We start from the raw sequence: 15,565 nt of genomic DNA, 5'->3' as shown, positions 1-15,565 counted from the left end.
CATACGATCAGAGGTCTTGTTCGATGCGCTCAAAGATGTCGATGTCCGTGGCCTTCTGCCAGTCGGGCAGGTTGTTCCAGTCAGCGACGTATGACGGTTTCGGATCGGGGAAGTGCTTGTAGATCTGGCCTATCCAGCACAGTGCGACGAAGCGGCCTTTCTGGTCCGGGGTGAGCTTCGCGGTGGCACCGTCGGTGGCCTTGATGAAGTCCAGGACCTGGTCATACACGGCTGTCGCGGCGTCGCGTTCCCAGTCCGGGGTCTCCTCCCACGGGGCGATGTAGCCAGGCTTCGGCTCGCCGGGGTAGTGCTTGGTCACCCCGGCGATCCACGCCTCGCGGAACACGCGGCCACGGTCGTTCTGCATTCTGTTGTCCTCCATCATGCGGCGCGATTGCCGGCGAGTTCTGTGATCTCGGCGTCGAGTCGCTGGATCTGCTGGTCGGTGAGCAAAGGAGCCAGGTTCGGCTGTAGACCGCGCAGCTTGCGTGCGATGACTCCGGAACCGGTCTGGCGGGCAGTGGCGAGGGCGGCGTCGACGTAGGTTGCGACCTGGTCAGGATCGCGCCGATGCACTCCGATCATCGCCAGGTCGGTGAGAACACCAGCTTTCCGGCGGGCTGTGAGGTCGCTGTCCAGCGCGTCGGTCAGAGCGGCTTCGGCGAGGTCGTAGCGGCCCAGGTTGACGTAGCAGGTGCCGCGTTCCTCGGCTAGACGGGAGCCGTCGAACCGGAGCCAGCCACCGTTGTGGACCGGGCCCTGCAGGTGCTGGACCTCGGCGGCCATGTCGAGTGCGCGCTGGCAGGCATCTAGGTCACCGAGACCAGCGAAGGACTCTGCCTGCACGGCGAAGATCCATTGCCGGGTCGAGAGGGCGGGGTCGCCTCGGTCGGCCAGGTCGGCGGCCAGTTCGAGCAGCGGTATGGCCTCGGCGAACCGGCGCTCGTATACGGCGATGAAGGCATGTCTGGTCAGCGCGCAAGCCCACAGGTCAGAAGCGGCGGCCTCCCTGCCCGCTGTCGCCGCCAGCGCGTAGCAATGGGCGGCGTCGGTGTACCGGTCGCCGTCGAAGAAGATCTCCCCAGCCAGCTGATACAGGTCGGCGGTTAGTTCGCAAAGCCGCCGCCGAATGGCCGGTGTCTGCGGTCGGCGTAGAGAGTCGGTGAGCACGTCGAGTTGGGCCCGTGCCAGCGGCAGTACCTGCGCCTTTGTCGGCGACAAGACGAACACGCGCCACAGGTGGGAGTTGAGTTGGGCGAACTCCGCTGTCCCAATCGTGTCCACCATGCCGGTGTGAGCCGCCCCAGCGAGCCGGTCGACATCACCGAGAGCCGCTTCGTCAACAGGCAGCCCGAGCAGCGCGCCCGTCATGCTGAACAAGCGCAGCAGGTCTCGACGGTTCATGTCGTCGGCCTCCGCAGGGTCGGGTGGTACAGCGGCAACGGTAGAAGTCTGCCGGGGTGGCGTGAGCAACGCACCCAACTCGTCGAGGCTTACATCGAGTGCCTTGGCGATACGGTGGCGGCGGTACGGCTGCGGGGTCAGGTCGCCCCGTTCCCAACGTCCGACGGTGGAAAACTCCACCCCCACTGCCGCCCCGAAACTCTCCTGGGTGTAACCCATCTGCTCACGCCGCATGGCGAATGCGTCTCGCCGGTTGCCCATGAACACCACCTCGCCGGTTGGTTACCCGCCACGATAACCAGCCACCGGTCAAGGCCAATCACCCGCTCGGCGAGTTGTACCCGTTCGGACTACCACCTCAGAAAAGTCATTTGCGCAGGTCAGACCTGGTGCCGCCCCATTGCCGCCCCATGGTCGCCCCGTCGACGCTCTGGCTGCCGTTGATCAACGAGCGTTGACTGGCCTGGCCGTAGTCCGGGTGGTGTCCGCTTCGACGCAGCCCAGGTATCGGAACCGTTTTGCCGAGACATGGTGCTAAGGGGTGAGTGGTGGTGAGACCGCCCTCCGCTTCGCCGGGTTTCACTCGCGGGTGTGCTGGCGAGAATGGTCGGCCAACCGCCGTCCGTGAGCACCACGCCGCAGCCGAACCGTCGGAGCGGGTGGGATCGCAAGCCGCTACACCCCGGGTGTTGGTGAGCGCCCTCGTGAGCCCTCCTGCTGCGGTCCGCATCGCGACTCCATGAGAGCCAATCACACCCCAGTATTTAACGAGAGGATGACCGTGGGGCCCCACCCGGCGAACTCGACCCGAGTCGCGGTGAGCGACCTGGCCCAGGGACGCTATTGCGTCGGCGACGGCAGCTTCTCGTTTGCCGCAGCGCACCGCCTCGTCACTCTGCCCGACGCCGAGAACAAGGCCGCGCGACCCCACGGTCACACCTTCACCGTCGAGGTCCAGCTCGCCGACACCGAACTGCGGGCACCCGGTTTCGTGGCGGACTACGCCGAACTCGCCCCCGTCGGTGAGTACCTCAAACGCGAACTAGACCATCGCGACCTCAACGATCTGTTCACGTTCGACACCACCACCGACGCGCTCGCCCACCACATCACCGCGTGGTTCCTGGCCAACATGCCACCCGAGCGAGGGAAGCAGCTTCAGGCCGTCCACGTCGGCCTCGGCGCAGCCACGGGGGCACGCCAGCATGTCGATGACGAGTCGTTCACCTTCGAGGCGGCCCATCACCTGGAGGGCCTGCCTGACGGGCACAAGTGCGGCCGGCATCACGGCCACTCTTACCGTGTGGACCTCCGGCTGGACCCGCAGACGCACCCCGGCCGCCGCGCCAGGCTCCACGCCCTGCTCGCCGAATACCTCGACCGGCACCTCGACCACCGTGACCTGAATGCCGTGCTCCCGTTCCAGCCGACATCAGAACTGCTTGCCGAACACCTGTACGACTGGACCCTCAGCCAGGCCAACGCACAAGAGACCGCCGCAGTCCAGGCGGTTCGCGTCTGGGAGTCGCCGCGCCGATGGGCCGAGTTCACCCAGGACGAGCGGAGCGGCCGATGAGGATCACGCTGGCCACCGACGAGCTGTTCGTCGCGGAGAAGTTCGGCCCGACCGTGCAGGGCGAAGGCCCGTCGATCGGGCGCCGTGCGGTGTTCATCCGGCTGATGAACTGCAACCTGACCTGCAGGAACTGCGACACCTCCTACACCTGGGACAGCGCCCGTTTCAACCTGCACGCCGAAGGCACAGTCGCTTCGATCAGCGATCTGCTGGCCTGGGCGACAGTGCAACCGGTCGACCTCGTGGTGATCACAGGCGGCGAGCCGCTGATGCAGCAGCGCCGCCTCATCGCACTCGCGCAGGGGCTCGCGGACGCCGGGCTGCAGGTGGAGATCGAGACCAACGGCACGATCGCCCCCGCAGCGGACCTGCTCGCATCTGTCACCCGGTTCAACGTGTCGCCGAAGTTGTCGAGCTTCGGCGCCGGGATGCCATCCTCGAAGCGGATTAAGGGCCGGGTGCTCGGCGACTTCGCGGCCAGCGGCCGGGCCGTGTTCAAGTTCGTCGTCTCCACCACTGCCGACCTCGATGAAGCCACCGAACTCGTCGCCGACCACGATTTGGCACCGGTGTACGTGATGCCCGAAGGCCGAACCGCCGAGGAGATCACGAGGCGGCTGGCCGAGATCGCCGACCCGGCCATCGAGCGGGGCTTCCACCTAACCACGCGGCTGCATGTGCTCACCTGGGGAGACCAGCGTGGCCGCTGACCTTGCCGCAAGCCAGCCCGACCCGCAGCCGTTTGAGACCGCCAGCGGTGATGATCACCGTCGAAGGGAACAGGGGCACCGGGAAACCACGACTGCCACCGCGCTGGGCGAGCGGCTGACCGCCGCCGGATTCTCGACCTGCGCCGTGCACTACAAGCCCTGCCACGGCGTCAGGCCGTACTTAAATCCGACTTCGACATCACCCTCTCCGTCGATCGCGAGGACAGGATGACCACGCCCACCTCGCCAGCCCTTGGGCCGCTTGTCGCGGTGTACGGCCTCGTTGGCAACGATGAACGCCTCCTGGCCGTCCACGACCAGGACGTCACCTCCCACCGCCTGCCGGGCGGCCTCGTGCTGGCTGGTGAAGCCGCCGAGAGTGCGCTGCGGCGCATCCTGCGGGAGCAGGTCAACGCCGAGGTCGCACACCTGGACTTCTACGCCGTGGTCGAACGCCGAAGGAGCCGCGGCGGCAGGGAGAACGCGGTCTACGAACTGGCGCTGCTGTTCGACGTGACCCTCATCGACCCCAATGCCGTCCCGGCTGGTCGCGGCGAAGCGCACTGGGTAGCCGAAAGTGAACTCGGCCACCTCAAGCTGGGCCCCGCGGGGCTTGCAGACAGGTTTGCGAACCGCAGCTCTAACCGGCGAGCACCCGTGGTGGCCAGCCCAGCCCTGACAACACCCTCCAAGCTCTTTCGTTCGATTGCCACCTAGGAACCTGACGGTGGTAGCCCCGGGTACTCGTCGGAAGTAAGAGGAGGCTCGGTCCGGGCTGGTTCACGAGGGCCCAGAAGAGTTGCTATCAGCACGGAGGGGCTCAGCATGCGGCTGGGCGGTTTCGAGAGGGTGTAGACGTCCAACTGAGCTGCGGCAACGGCGCGTCGATCGGTTGCCGCCCAGGCAATACGGTCGAGGAAGCGCTGCTGCAGCCGGGCTGTTGGACCGGGGCGTGGTCCGATGGTGGTGGGGTATCGAAGGTCCTGCCGAGAAGCCATTTTCCAGGCGATATCGGCCACCTCGGCGATGGTCTGTTGGATGCGGTGGGTGGCTCGGGTTGTGCCATGCCGCTGCAGACCGGCATCGAGGGCGAGGGCACCGCGAGCGGCGATGGCCATGCCGTGCCCGTAGATGGGATTGACGGTGCAGGCGGCATCCCCGAGGACGACGAACCCGTTCGGCCAGGCGGCGAGGCTGTGAAAGTGCCGGCGGCGGTTACCGGGGATGCGGAAGCCGCGAGGTTCGGTTAACGGCTGGGCGCGGTCGATAAGGTCGGCGATGATGGGGTGGCGCAGGCTGCGCGCGTAGGCGCCGAACCTGTTCGCGTCGGTGGGTGGCCGGTGGTCGTGGGTGCCGACAAGAGTGACGATCCATTGCCGGTTCTCGATGGGCACCAGGATTCCAGCTTTGACGTAGTCGGTGCGGGCCGGGTCGGACATGATGTTGATCTCGGGGAAGTCGCTGACGGTTCCGGCAGGCTGCTGGTAGATGCGGGTGCTGTAGAAGACCTGAGGGTCGATATGTTCCTCAGCTGGTGTAGGTAGGCCGAGTGCGGTCAACCAGACGCTGGCGTCGGATCCTTGGCCGGTGGCGTCGACCACGAAGTCAGCGTCGAGTTCCTCGATTCGTCCGGTCTGTCGGTCGCGGACCCGCACGCCAGTGATCCGCTGCGGGTTGCCGCATAGGCCGATGGCGTCGGTGGCGTGGCGAACGGTGATGGTGGGTTGCGCCAAGACGCGCTTTCGTATGACCCAGTCCAGGAGATTGCGGCTGCAGCCGATGATGAATTGCATCTCCTCGAAGCGGCCGAGCCAGCCGCGGGAGAGCAGCACGAGCAGCCGATTGGGCGCACCGATGTACTGAGCGCCATGGTCGAGCAAGGCGCGGGTGCTTCCAGGAAGGAGTTGATCGAGTGCGCGGGCACCGCCGGAAACGAGCACGTGGGTGTGGTGGGCTTGAGGGGTGCCCTTTCGGTGGGTGGGTCCCTCGGGCAGGCGGTCGCGCTCGATGATGGTGACCTCGTCGGTGTGGCGTGCGAGGACCGCAGCAGCCAGGGTGCCAGCCAGCCCGCCTCCGAGGACAACCGCGCGCAGGGACTTTCCGGTGGGCATGGAAGTGTCCTTTCCGGAAGGGAGATGTGGAACGTTTAGTGGGGATGGGTCTGCGCAGACTGAGGAATACGGGAGGCTGCGTGAACCACTTCGTCAGTCAGGAGGCTGGTAAAGGTCTTGGCGATGAGCACAAGTCGTCGACGTTCGCCCGCGAAGGCGTGCCCCGCGTCGCGAGGATGGTCTAGGTTGACGGGGCCCGAAAGGCCGGTGCGGAGATCGGTCGCAGTGGTCAGTAGCGCGGCTTTGATGTTGGCGGCTTCGTCCAGCGCCGCGGTCTGTTGCTCGTCAAGACCGGCTTGACGTGCGTGGTGACGAGCGGTGGCGGAAACGGCGACGTCGCGGGCCGGGAGCTGGTGGAGCCAATCGTTGATCTCGATGATCCGCCAGAACAGTCGTGATCGGGGGCTGAGGCGGTTCGCCAGTGAGTGGTGGGTGTGGACCATCTCCGGCTCGATGGAGCGCAGCGCCTGCCACAGGGGTGTGAGAGCGCGGTAGTCATGCAGGTCGGAGCTGACGTGAACGACGCGTTCCCACAGCGACGACAGGCTTGGCCCCCACGCGGCGATGCTGTTGCCGACGATCACCAGCGGCACGCCGAGGATGGCGACCGTGGGCGCGATCAGGGTGCTCCAAAGGCCCAACTCGGCGCCGAACCAGCTGCCAACAACGGCGACGAGGGTGATGACGCCGTAAACGACAGGGAACAAGATCCCCACGGCGGTCAGGCGCAGCCCTCGTCGCAGCCAGGGGCGATCAGTGGTGTCCGGGTGGTGGGACCAACGCCAGCAAAGACGAACAACGTTGGCCAGGCCGAGGACATAGGCCAGGAAGTGCAGGACCAGTAATTCCGCGAGGTAGGGCGCGCGAGCGTAGGCTGCGGCGAAGTCGTGATGGTGTTCGGCTGGTCGTTCGCCGAGGAAGAACAGAATGTTGATCGCGGCCACGATGCCGGTGTAGGTCAGCACCAGCCATCGCGAGATCTGCCACGCCGCAGCGGCCGAGTGAAGCCAGTAGACGAGCATGATCTGGATCGAGCACACGAATCCCAGGGCGAAGCAGTAGCCCAGCAGCACCGACAGGCTGTGGATGCCGACGACTCGGTCGAGGGCCATGCCGATGGCGGGAGCGCCTAGCAGCACCGAGGGCGCGGCGAACAGGCAAGAGAAGCATACGGTGCGTATCGCCGGTCTGCGGTCGGCAGGCGCATGGCGCAGAGCCCAGAACTTGTACAGGCCCAGCATCGCGATACCCAGCGCCGCAGGAAGGAAAATCAGGTCAGCCATGGTGTCCTCGCGGGGTGTATCCGAGGGTGTACCAGGCCCTGGTCGCCAGGTCGTCGCGGCCGGGCTCGAAGGGGCGGACCTCCTGCCGCTGCGCCCAGTCGATCAATCCCTGGGTCAGCGCGCCTGCGACCTGGTCGGCCTCGCGCTCCTCGTCCCGCGAGAGCGTGGTACGTCCGGCCAGCACTCGCAACATGTCCGGGGACAGGTCGGGATAGAAGAGGGCATTGGCCTCGCCGGTGCTCAGTTGCATCGGTTGATGACCGCAGAGCATGTGTGCGATCTCGTGCAGCAGGATCAGCAGACGGTGAACCCAGCTGCGGGCGGTGGTCACGATGACGACGTGGACATCGTCGTCCGTGACCGCCCAGAGGCCGCTGAGCCCGGCGCCCAGATCGTCGAACCGTAGTCGAATCTCCCGTTGTTGCCGTTGGGCAACGACCTCGCATAGCCGCAGACAGACGGTCTCGGTCGTCGCCGAGGAGTCCAGGTTCAGCTCGCGGATCAGGTCGTCGCGCAGAGCCCGCAGGTGCCGGGGTTTCATGGTGTCACCACCCTTCGAGCCCTGGTTGCCTCGCCACATCGAGATCGCGGGCATCAGTCGGTCGTTTCATCGCGAGGCACCTTGACCTGTGGTCCAGCGGGACCGTCGGATGGGTCGGAAGCGGACCGGTCCAGCAGCTGCCGCAGTGCTTCGTGCTCCACCTCGGGGCGCAACGCCCGCACCAGCGCAAGTACCGCTTTGTTGCGCACCTCTGCCGACGGGGAAGCGGCCGTGGCGCGTAGGATCACTTCGTTGACTCCCAGGCGCTCCAACGTCTGATGAGTCTCCAACTGCTCCTCCACGCGGGCGGCCAACTCCTCGTCGAAGAAGTACGCAGGCTCGGCGCCGAAGGCCACCGCGAGTGCGATCACGTGCTTGAGCTTGGGATTCGGATTCTTACCGCTGCGCAGATCACGGACCGTGTTCGGTGCGATCGTCCATCCGTTGTCGCCCAGCTCCTCGGCTTTGCGGCGCACGGCTGACGCCACGGCCTCCGACGTCATCTCACCCTGGCCGGGCGGATGCACCAGGGAGAACAGGCGATTGAGCTTGACGGCGAACGGGCGACCGGGCAGGTCCGGCGTTCGGCTGCGACGGCCTCCCACGAAGACGGCGGGGTGCACGTTCAATGCCTCGGCTAAGGCCAGGACGGTCGCCAGGGTCGGCTCGCGCTGCCCCTTACGCAGTTGGGCGACGTAGCTGTGCGTAACCCCGATGGCCTGTCCCAGCTCGACGTTGGAGTACGGGCGCGCCTTCCCGGGCTGGCTGGTCGAGCACAGCAGGTTCAGAACGGCCGCGAACGACGGCCACCTGCTGTCGTTCATCAGCCCACCTCCGCCCTCATGGCCTTGTACTGTTTTGAGGAAGCTAACCCAATCGGGCTCATTGCGGTTGAAGAGTTGCTACCTACAGCCTAAAGTCCATAACACGTCACTTCAACCGCCCTGAAGAGTGACACGGGAACATCAGGCTTCCAGTACAAGGGCTAGCAGGCGTCCGGTGGCAGAGGTTCGGGGGGATCGCGATGACTACAGCACCGACAGCGCAGACCTCGGGTCGGCCACGCGAGGCATTGCCGCGGCAGTGCTCCTCGTGCGGCCAACCTCGGGGAAGCTGGGGCAGGGACAGGCTGACCGGTCTGCTCGACCGGTGGGGCTGGGACATTCACGTCCCGCGTGCGCTCGAGGACGCCCGGCGTCGGCAGCGTCCAGTCAGCCTGCTCGTCCTGGATCTTGACCGCTTCAAGCGCGTCAACGACGAGTACGGCCATCCGGCCGGCGACGCCGTCCTATGGGCGACCGCGCACGTGTTGCGGACCGCCGTGCGCGGCTCCGACCTGGTCGGTCGCCTCGGCGGCGACGAGTTCGTTGTCCTGGTTCCTGGTGCAGACACCGAGCAGGCCCTCGGGGTTGCCCGGCGCATCAGCGCGGGCATCGCCGCGATCGTCGTTGACGCCCCTGTCGCCTCCGGCGGCACCACTGCCATCCGCAGTTTTACCGTGTCCATCGGCGTCGCCGTGCACGCGGCCACCGACCCCACCAGCATCGAGACGCTGCTACTGGAGGCCGACACGGCCCTGCGCCATGCCAAGCACGCGGGGCGCAACACCACGTGCATCGGCGCGGAAGTACTCGAGCCCGCCGACGAACGATCCGGTGAGCGCGACCACCAACCCGCGCCGGTCCGCCGCGACGGCAACCCTGCCCTCGAGACGTCGTCAACGACGACCGACAGGACCGCCCTTGTGCAGGAGCCTGCCTACTGGCACGGCTTGTACGAGGTGCTTCAACTGCTCAAAGGCGAGTGGGTGCCAGCAATCCTCGCCACGCTGATCAACGGCCCCCGACACTTCACCGAGATCCTGTCCACTATCCACGACACGACCATCGGTCAACCTGATTCCGGCCGGTGGCTGCACGACAGCATTCTGGGTCGCACACTGCGGCGCATGGAGGACAAGGACCTGGTCACTCGACACGAGGAACCCAACCGGTTCCCCAAATCGACCGTGTACGAACTGACTCCTCTGGCCTCAGTACTACTGACCACTCTCGCTCCCGCGGTGCGCTGTGTCAGCACCCGAAACCGTCAGGAGGGCGAACTGTCGGACAGGGCGACGACCTGCTGTGGTGACAGTCTGCCACTGCGCGCAGCCGTCTGAAGTCGGCAGAGGGGGTCCCTGTGATCCGACAGCGGGCGACGGTGGTGAAGTAGTGCGTCACCTGAATTCTCCCGCCCTCTGCTGTCCGCGTTCGGAGAGGGTTTCGGCGATCTGTCGCAGCCGCTCGCGCGTCGCGGCAGCCGAGCAGGCAGCCCGCTCCACCTCCTTCAACATCGCGCGGTAGCTGGAGGTTTCCGGGTGATGCAGGACGATGCTGCTGCGAAGGAGTTCCGAGTGAACGACGGGCGGGTCTCGCCTGAACTGGATCAGCGTCCACGCCGAGCCGAGCGCACCGACCGGCACACCCGCACGCACCATCCTGATCCCGAGTCCGCGCTCCGGCGCGGCGATGAGGTGGGCGAGTTGGTCACGCAGGGCGGCGACGCCGCCGAACGGCGTTCGAAGTGCGAGTTCGTGGATGTAGGCGGTGTATTCCACCTGACTCAGGCCGCGTTGCTTCTCCTGGCAGGCCTTCCATCGGCGTTCGACCTCGTCGTCCGTCGCCCCGCTTGCGCGCCACCAGCCGCGGGCGTACCGGTAGGTCAGCAACAGTTCGGGAACGACCCCTATCGACCAGTCCGTCACCACTCGGGCGTCTGCGCCGTAACCCGCGACCAGCAGGGAATCCGGTAGCACTTCAGGTAGCGTCCGTTGCCACCAGCAAGCCCTAGTGTCTGTGTGCGCGTCCTCGTACAACTCGCGACGCTGCCGCAGAAGTACTCTGTAGACGGTCAACAGCGTCGCCATGTCCTCCCGACTGATGTGCCGGCGACCGTTCTCGATTCTGCTCAGGGTGGACAAGGACATCTGTGTTTGCTCCGCGACCTGCTCGAGCGTAAGCGTCGTCTGCGACAACCGGATCGCCCGCACGACCGCTCCCACCGCCCGATTGCGGGCGTGCGGCGGCTTATGCTGTCCCGACATCTCGACCGTCTGCCCTCTCGGCCCTGCTTGTTCGGGAATAGGGGTGACGAGGTGTCACGCGCGAATGCTGCATGTCTGCGTCGGTCCTCTCCGATCGCCGTCCTGCGCCGATCGCCCGATCGGTGGGACGTGGGCTCTACATCCGGTCGATGTTCGGGTTGGCGTCGAGCGGAGTGGCCGGTGCGTCTGGGTGGCCGGGGGCGGGAACGGCGAGCAGAGCGGAGACGACCGCCGCGAGAGTCGCATCGCAACGCCAGACAGGGGCACCCTCGCCGTTGACGCGCTCGCCGTGTGCATTGGTTCGGCTGTGGACGAGCAGGGTGTCGACGGAGTCCTCAGGCCAGAGTCGATAGAGGATGAGGACTGGTCCAGGAAGGCTGTGCCAGCCCGTCATATCGAGGTTGGCGAGTTCAGGTAGTTCGTCAAGGTCGACTGCGGGTGGCATGGCCATAAGATGCTCTTTCTGAACCGATGAGAGTGGAACCGTCTGCCCGGGAAGGGGGACCGGCAGGTTCCCGGGCAGACGGGGCTTGGTGGACCGCCGAGCGGCGGTTAGGGATCGCGGCTTCAAAGAGGGGCTGGAGGTGCGCGAGTAGGTCGGACAATCCACACGCCCAGGCCGTCAGCTGGCGTAGATCACGGAGGCGGGGCGTTGGTCCTGGTTGGCTCTGCGTCCCCGCTCGCGACTCGGCGTCCTTCTTGCTGTCTTCCCCACCCTGATCCCTCCTCCCGTGCACTGCGCGATGGCCCGGCTGGGCCGAGGCTCGGCACCACCCCTCACCGGGGTGCCCGAATTAGACCGGCGCTCGGCGACCACGGCCAGAGCGGGCATGGGGCGCTCATACGGCGTCAACGCGGCGGCATCCCAGTTGACCAGGCATTGAAGGCAATTTCGATCACACGTCCGGGCGGTGCCAGCCCGCAGGTCTTGACATGGCTCAAAGCCAGTCGAGTCACATCATCGACGGACCGAAGCCAGTACAGTGCGTCCACCAGAACACGTGCAGCTATTCGCAGGACACGTTGTGCCGTTCCAGCGAGGTCACCCCGCTGTTCCACAAGATGTCCTGAGGGGTCACCTACGTCCGCCGAGTGGTCGGGTACAGCTGCCTCTACAGCATTTGCCTGCACGTCCCCAGCAGGTGCGCGCACTGTGGGAAGGCGTCGTCGCGGCTGACGGGGGTACAGCGGCCGACGCGCGAGGTGGCCTGTGGGTCAGAACAGGGTGGGTTCGGGTCCGTCGTGCGTGATGGCCGCTGTGGCGGGGTCCGACGTCAGCAGCGCCGCGGTGGGGGTCAGGTGGAGGTGGACGGCGAGTCCGGAGTGGTCGGTGAGCCGGTCGCCCTCCGGAGTGTTCTCCCGGGTGGCGTGGAGGTAGTGGCAGCCGGTGAGGTGTGCGATCAGGGCCGGTGAGCCGTGGGCGTGGTCGTAGCGGTAGCCGAGCTCGGGGCGTCGGGCCCAGCTGTGCTCGACGCGGTCGGGGTGCAGGTGACGGAACAGGTCGACCAGGCCGTGTCGGCGGGTGAGGTCGGTGTAGAAGTCGTACTCGAAGGACGCGAACTGCCCGCGGTGCGCGGGCCGGTGGTCGGGTTCGAGGACGTTGAGGTCACCGAGCAACAGCACCGGGGAGTCGTCACCGGTGGCGTCCAGGGCCGTGTGGAAGCCCTCGATCCAGGTCTTCTTGCGTTCGGTCTTGACCAGCGAGGCGTCGCGGGAGGGCACGTAGGCGCCGATGACCCGCACAGGGCCCTCGAGGGTGTCGACGACGATCCCGGCGGCGCGGGCGGGCAGGTAGTCCAGGGCCTTGCCGATCGGGTCCAGGCGGGCGCGGAGCCTGGAGACGATCATGACGCCGAGTTCGCCGGGGGCGTGGTCGGGAAAGGTCACCGAGTACCCGGCCGCGGTGAACGAGTCCGCCAGCAGCCTGCTGCCCGCGGTGGCCTTGGTCTCGGTGAGCACAAGGACCTCCTCGCCGCGTTCGGCGAGCCAGCGCAGTTGGCGGTGGGCGCGGTCGAGGGAAGGGGCGCCGACGTTGACGGTGATCAGGCTCAGCGGCATACCGGGGTCTCCTCCAGGACGCGGTGGATCCGGGTGACGATCGTGGCAGCGATGGTCTCAGCCGGCTCGGTGGTGCAGTCCACCGTCATCACCGGCCATCCCCTTCCGCGCAGTCCGGTCAACGGCGTGGACGTACAGGGCGGTCTCGCGGGCGCTGTTGTCGGGTGCGCGTTCGAAGCGGCTGTGCTCGCCCCGACCGTGCGGGCGCGCGGCGATGACCCGTGGGTCGGCGGTGAGGATGACGGCCAGGTCGGGCCGGCGGACGCCGTGGTTGAGCGCCCACACCGTGTCGGCGCTCAGACCGTCGTGGCCCTGCAGGACCAGCGACGAGGCCACCGACAGGTCGCAGACGACGATCTTGTTCTTGTGCAGGGCGGGCAGGATCTCGACGGCGAGTTGGTGGTGGCGGTCCGCGGCGCACAGGCACGCTAGGGCCATGCCGGTGTAGGTGTCGGTGCCATGACGGGCCAGCTCCCCCAGCGGCGACCGCGAGGGCTGAGCGGTGGCGAGCACGGGAAGACCGTCCGCGGCGAGGGTGCCGACGTCTTGTCCATAATCGGGCCCGCGCGCTGCTCCGCTGAGACACGACCCCTCCACGCCACCAGCGACATGGGCGTGGTCGGCACAGGGCGCGATCTGAGCGCAAGCCGTGTGTGTTATCAGCCGTGGCTTGGGCTTCCCCAGGCGGGATCGTCGGGGGCGAGGGCGGGTGTGGTGTCGGGGCCGCGTGGGGGTGACCATTCCTGCCATTCGACACAGGTCGGCCGGGTGCCGGTGTGGGCGTACTCGTGCACGGCGGCTCTGATGTCGGCGATGGGCAGTTCGGAGTCGGGCGGGAACTCCATCACGTTCCATTGGTGGTCGTAGGTCAGGGCAGTGCCGTCGCTGTCGGTTGCCGGATTGGGGCTGCGGCTGTAGAGACCGGCGCCAGGACCGACGTAGTGCAGGGTTCCGACATGGCCGTTGAGCCCGGCGTAGAGCCCGTCGGTGTCGTCGTCCTCACGGGTGATCTCGGCGACGACGCCGACATTGCCAGCCAGGGTGGCGATGTGGTCGAGGGCGGCGTCGATCTCGGCCGGGGTGGCGGCGATGTGGTCGTCCTCCTGGTCGGGGGCGTACCAGAAGATCAGGAGTGTCACGTCGGGTCTCCGGTGAAGGTGTGACGGGTCCTCGGGGTGACCACCGTAATGGAGCACCCGGGCGGGAGCAGGCGGGGCAAGTAGGTGCGGCAGGACATGCGGCCGGGACAGACCTCGTGATTGATCACGAGGGTGACCTGGGGTTCCTCGCCCGTGGTCTCCCAGTGCTGGCGGATCAACGCTGCGAGCTTGGCCTCGGCGTGCGTGCGGATCACGGGGACACGCGAGCCGAGTCGAGCCAGATAGCGCGCGGCCAGGTCGGCGGTGTCGTCCTCGCCGCTGACGATCGTCTGCGCCGGGTGGTCGTCGATAAACCACCGACCATGTGTCTTGCGCCCGGTGCCGGGCCCGTCCAACGGCGGGGGAAGCTCGCTCCGCAGCCGCTCGACCCGACCGGTCGCCAGGGCCGACGGCCGAGGCCGCGGGCCCGCGGGCGGCCGCCGCGGAGGAGTCCCGGTCGAGGTTGTGGGAGCCGTGATGTCGGCCAGGTACTCGGCCATCGCCTGGCCTGCTGCGTCGACCTGAGCGAGAACTTCGCCGATACGCCGCAGCGCTTCGGATTGCGCGGCGACAGCCTGACCGGCTTCGGATCGCTGGGTGCCTCGCGTGCTGTGCTGTACGAGCGCCCGGGCCTCGTCGAACAGGGCCGCCGCAGCGGTCAGCGACGCCTTCCCCGCGTCAATGCGGCCGAGCCCCTCGCGCATCGCGGCGGCGACTTCGACTAGAGACACCGGCACATCGTGGCCGTGGAAAGCGAGGGTTCAGGAGGCCCTTGGGATCGGAGAAGGGAATTCACTCGTCCGGCCGACCTGCAGGCTTCACAGCTGACCTCGTGCACACAATGACCCTCCATGGCATCTCTCGCACTCGGCCAGCGGGATCGACGTGTGCGGCCCGCTGGGCGCTGCGGGCGCTGATGGCCGCCAGCCACGTTCCACCCGTGGAGACCAGGAATCGCAGGCCACCAGGGACCTACGCGCCGAACTCCGCGGACGCCACCCCCGACCTCCCGGAACCGCACCAGGTTCCTCGGGACCCGTCGCCACACGGCGCATCGGGTGCAGCGGGATCCGCACTACGCTCCCCGACGAGGACCATGACCGATGGCCCGGCCACGCCGAACAACCAGGGCCCTGCGATGCCGAGCCGCGCCCACACCGAGGACATGGTGACCGGCGACTCGTCACGGAACCGGGCGATTCGATCGACTCGAAGTGGCGACCACACCATCCTGCCTGGACAACGACCGCCCGCCCTCAACCGACTCCTTCGACCCCACAGGCGACGTCACTCGAACGTGTGTGCGAGACGCGGGGTAGGGTCCGGCTCGTGTACGACGACCGAGAACCAGACGGACCACTTCACTACCGCCGCGACGGCCTCGGCGCCAGAATCGGCGTCTTGCCCGCCACCTGCAAGGTCGGCGTCCACCCAGTCGGCAGAACCGGTTATCGCGCCGTCGAACGCAACGGGATCGTCTACCTGTCCTGCACCGCCTGTGCCGAAGACCTCGACCCCGACCACTTCTGGGCCCTACGCGCGACCGGCCAGACACCCACCCGCGTGGAGCTGGACGACACGCCGTACCTGACCATGCCCCGTAACATGGTCCAACCCGACCGGCGCTGACCTAACCCCTCCCGGTGGAGGAAAGCGTG

The 15,565-nt window shown here is 67.1% G+C and carries 17 protein-coding genes; 5 read left to right on the top strand and 12 right to left on the bottom strand.

Annotated elements, in window-relative coordinates:
• Positions 1–7: 7 nt before the first annotated feature.
• Together ACWEPX_RS26885 and ACWEPX_RS26880 are read right to left on the bottom strand one after the other, a co-directional pair.
• Positions 8–367: a hypothetical protein gene (locus ACWEPX_RS26885; RefSeq protein ID WP_189214267.1), complete on the bottom strand. Its 360-nt coding sequence runs from the start codon at positions 365–367 to the stop codon at positions 8–10.
• A 14-nt stretch (positions 368–381) separates the two neighbouring features.
• Entirely contained in the window at positions 382–1,665 is a 1,284-nt protein-coding gene (locus tag ACWEPX_RS26880) for a helix-turn-helix domain-containing protein (protein WP_451900028.1), read from the bottom strand.
• Between the two features lie 556 nt (positions 1,666–2,221).
• Between ACWEPX_RS26880 and ACWEPX_RS26875 the strand changes: the two genes are divergently transcribed.
• The 3 genes from ACWEPX_RS26875 to ACWEPX_RS26865 all read left to right on the top strand — a co-directional run bounded on the left by ACWEPX_RS26875 (position 2,222) and on the right by ACWEPX_RS26865 (position 4,407).
• Positions 2,222–2,980: a 6-carboxytetrahydropterin synthase gene (locus ACWEPX_RS26875; protein ID WP_451900027.1), complete on the top strand. Its 759-nt coding sequence runs from the start codon at positions 2,222–2,224 to the stop codon at positions 2,978–2,980.
• Positions 2,977–3,690 (top strand): 7-carboxy-7-deazaguanine synthase QueE, encoded by a 714-nt coding sequence (locus ACWEPX_RS26870; protein ID WP_451900026.1) that lies wholly within the window; start codon positions 2,977–2,979, stop codon positions 3,688–3,690. Before ACWEPX_RS26875 ends, ACWEPX_RS26870 begins: the two co-directional genes overlap by 4 nt.
• A 228-nt stretch (positions 3,691–3,918) precedes the next feature.
• On the top strand, positions 3,919–4,407 hold the full coding sequence (locus ACWEPX_RS26865) for an NUDIX domain-containing protein (protein ID WP_451900025.1): 489 nt from the start codon (positions 3,919–3,921) through the stop codon (positions 4,405–4,407).
• Here ACWEPX_RS26865 and ACWEPX_RS26860 read toward each other — a convergent pair.
• Genes ACWEPX_RS26860 through ACWEPX_RS26845 form a run of 4 tightly spaced genes read right to left on the bottom strand, consistent with a single transcriptional unit; the run spans position 4,404 to position 8,449 of the window.
• Positions 4,404–5,801, bottom strand: a complete 1,398-nt coding sequence (locus ACWEPX_RS26860; protein ID WP_451900024.1) for an FAD-dependent oxidoreductase — start codon at positions 5,799–5,801, stop codon at positions 4,404–4,406. The genes ACWEPX_RS26865 and ACWEPX_RS26860 overlap by 4 nt on opposite strands.
• 35 nt (positions 5,802–5,836) lie before the next feature.
• On the bottom strand, positions 5,837–7,084 hold the full coding sequence (locus ACWEPX_RS26855) for an MAB_1171c family putative transporter (RefSeq protein ID WP_451900023.1): 1,248 nt from the start codon (positions 7,082–7,084) through the stop codon (positions 5,837–5,839).
• Positions 7,077–7,679 carry a hypothetical protein gene (locus tag ACWEPX_RS26850; protein WP_189214261.1) on the bottom strand — a complete coding sequence of 201 codons (603 nt, stop codon included), beginning with the start codon at positions 7,677–7,679 and terminating at the stop codon, positions 7,077–7,079. The genes ACWEPX_RS26855 and ACWEPX_RS26850 overlap by 8 nt, the downstream gene beginning before the upstream one ends.
• A complete protein-coding gene (locus tag ACWEPX_RS26845; RefSeq protein WP_189214260.1) occupies positions 7,679–8,449 on the bottom strand; it encodes a helix-turn-helix domain-containing protein in 771 nt (256 codons plus the stop codon). Before ACWEPX_RS26845 ends, ACWEPX_RS26850 begins: the two co-directional genes overlap by 1 nt.
• Before the next feature lie 200 nt (positions 8,450–8,649).
• Between ACWEPX_RS26845 and ACWEPX_RS26840 the strand changes: the two genes are divergently transcribed.
• Positions 8,650–9,786 carry a diguanylate cyclase gene (locus ACWEPX_RS26840; protein WP_189214259.1) on the top strand — a complete coding sequence of 379 codons (1,137 nt, stop codon included), beginning with the start codon at positions 8,650–8,652 and terminating at the stop codon, positions 9,784–9,786.
• Positions 9,787–9,843: 57 nt separating this feature from the next.
• Here ACWEPX_RS26840 and ACWEPX_RS26835 read toward each other — a convergent pair whose 3' ends face one another.
• From ACWEPX_RS26835 to ACWEPX_RS26810, 6 genes are all read right to left on the bottom strand, one after another.
• Positions 9,844–10,668 (bottom strand): helix-turn-helix domain-containing protein, encoded by an 825-nt coding sequence (locus ACWEPX_RS26835; RefSeq protein ID WP_451900022.1) that lies wholly within the window; start codon positions 10,666–10,668, stop codon positions 9,844–9,846.
• 178 nt (positions 10,669–10,846) lie between these two features.
• A complete protein-coding gene (locus ACWEPX_RS26830; protein ID WP_451900021.1) occupies positions 10,847–11,161 on the bottom strand; it encodes a hypothetical protein in 315 nt (104 codons plus the stop codon).
• A gap of 764 nt (positions 11,162–11,925) precedes the next feature.
• Positions 11,926–12,768 carry an endonuclease/exonuclease/phosphatase family protein gene (locus ACWEPX_RS26825; protein WP_451900020.1) on the bottom strand — a complete coding sequence of 281 codons (843 nt, stop codon included), beginning with the start codon at positions 12,766–12,768 and terminating at the stop codon, positions 11,926–11,928.
• A 57-nt stretch (positions 12,769–12,825) separates the two neighbouring features.
• Positions 12,826–13,281, bottom strand: coding sequence for a dTMP kinase (locus tag ACWEPX_RS26820; protein ID WP_451900019.1), 456 nt, complete (start codon positions 13,279–13,281; stop codon positions 12,826–12,828).
• A 146-nt stretch (positions 13,282–13,427) separates the two neighbouring features.
• On the bottom strand, positions 13,428–13,907 hold the full coding sequence (locus ACWEPX_RS26815; protein WP_451900018.1) for an Imm1 family immunity protein: 480 nt from the start codon (positions 13,905–13,907) through the stop codon (positions 13,428–13,430).
• Entirely contained in the window at positions 13,904–14,638 is a 735-nt protein-coding gene (locus ACWEPX_RS26810) for a DddA-like double-stranded DNA deaminase toxin (protein ID WP_451900017.1), read from the bottom strand. The genes ACWEPX_RS26815 and ACWEPX_RS26810 overlap by 4 nt, the downstream gene beginning before the upstream one ends.
• Before the next feature lie 598 nt (positions 14,639–15,236).
• Between ACWEPX_RS26810 and ACWEPX_RS26805 the strand changes: the two genes are divergently transcribed.
• Positions 15,237–15,536 (top strand): hypothetical protein, encoded by a 300-nt coding sequence (locus ACWEPX_RS26805; protein ID WP_451900016.1) that lies wholly within the window; start codon positions 15,237–15,239, stop codon positions 15,534–15,536.
• Positions 15,537–15,565 lie beyond the last annotated feature (29 nt).

It is taken from the genome of Actinokineospora sp. NPDC004072 (genome assembly GCF_053604195.1).
Note: the sequence above shows the minus strand (reverse complement) of the source record. Positions and strands in the feature narration are given on the sequence as shown.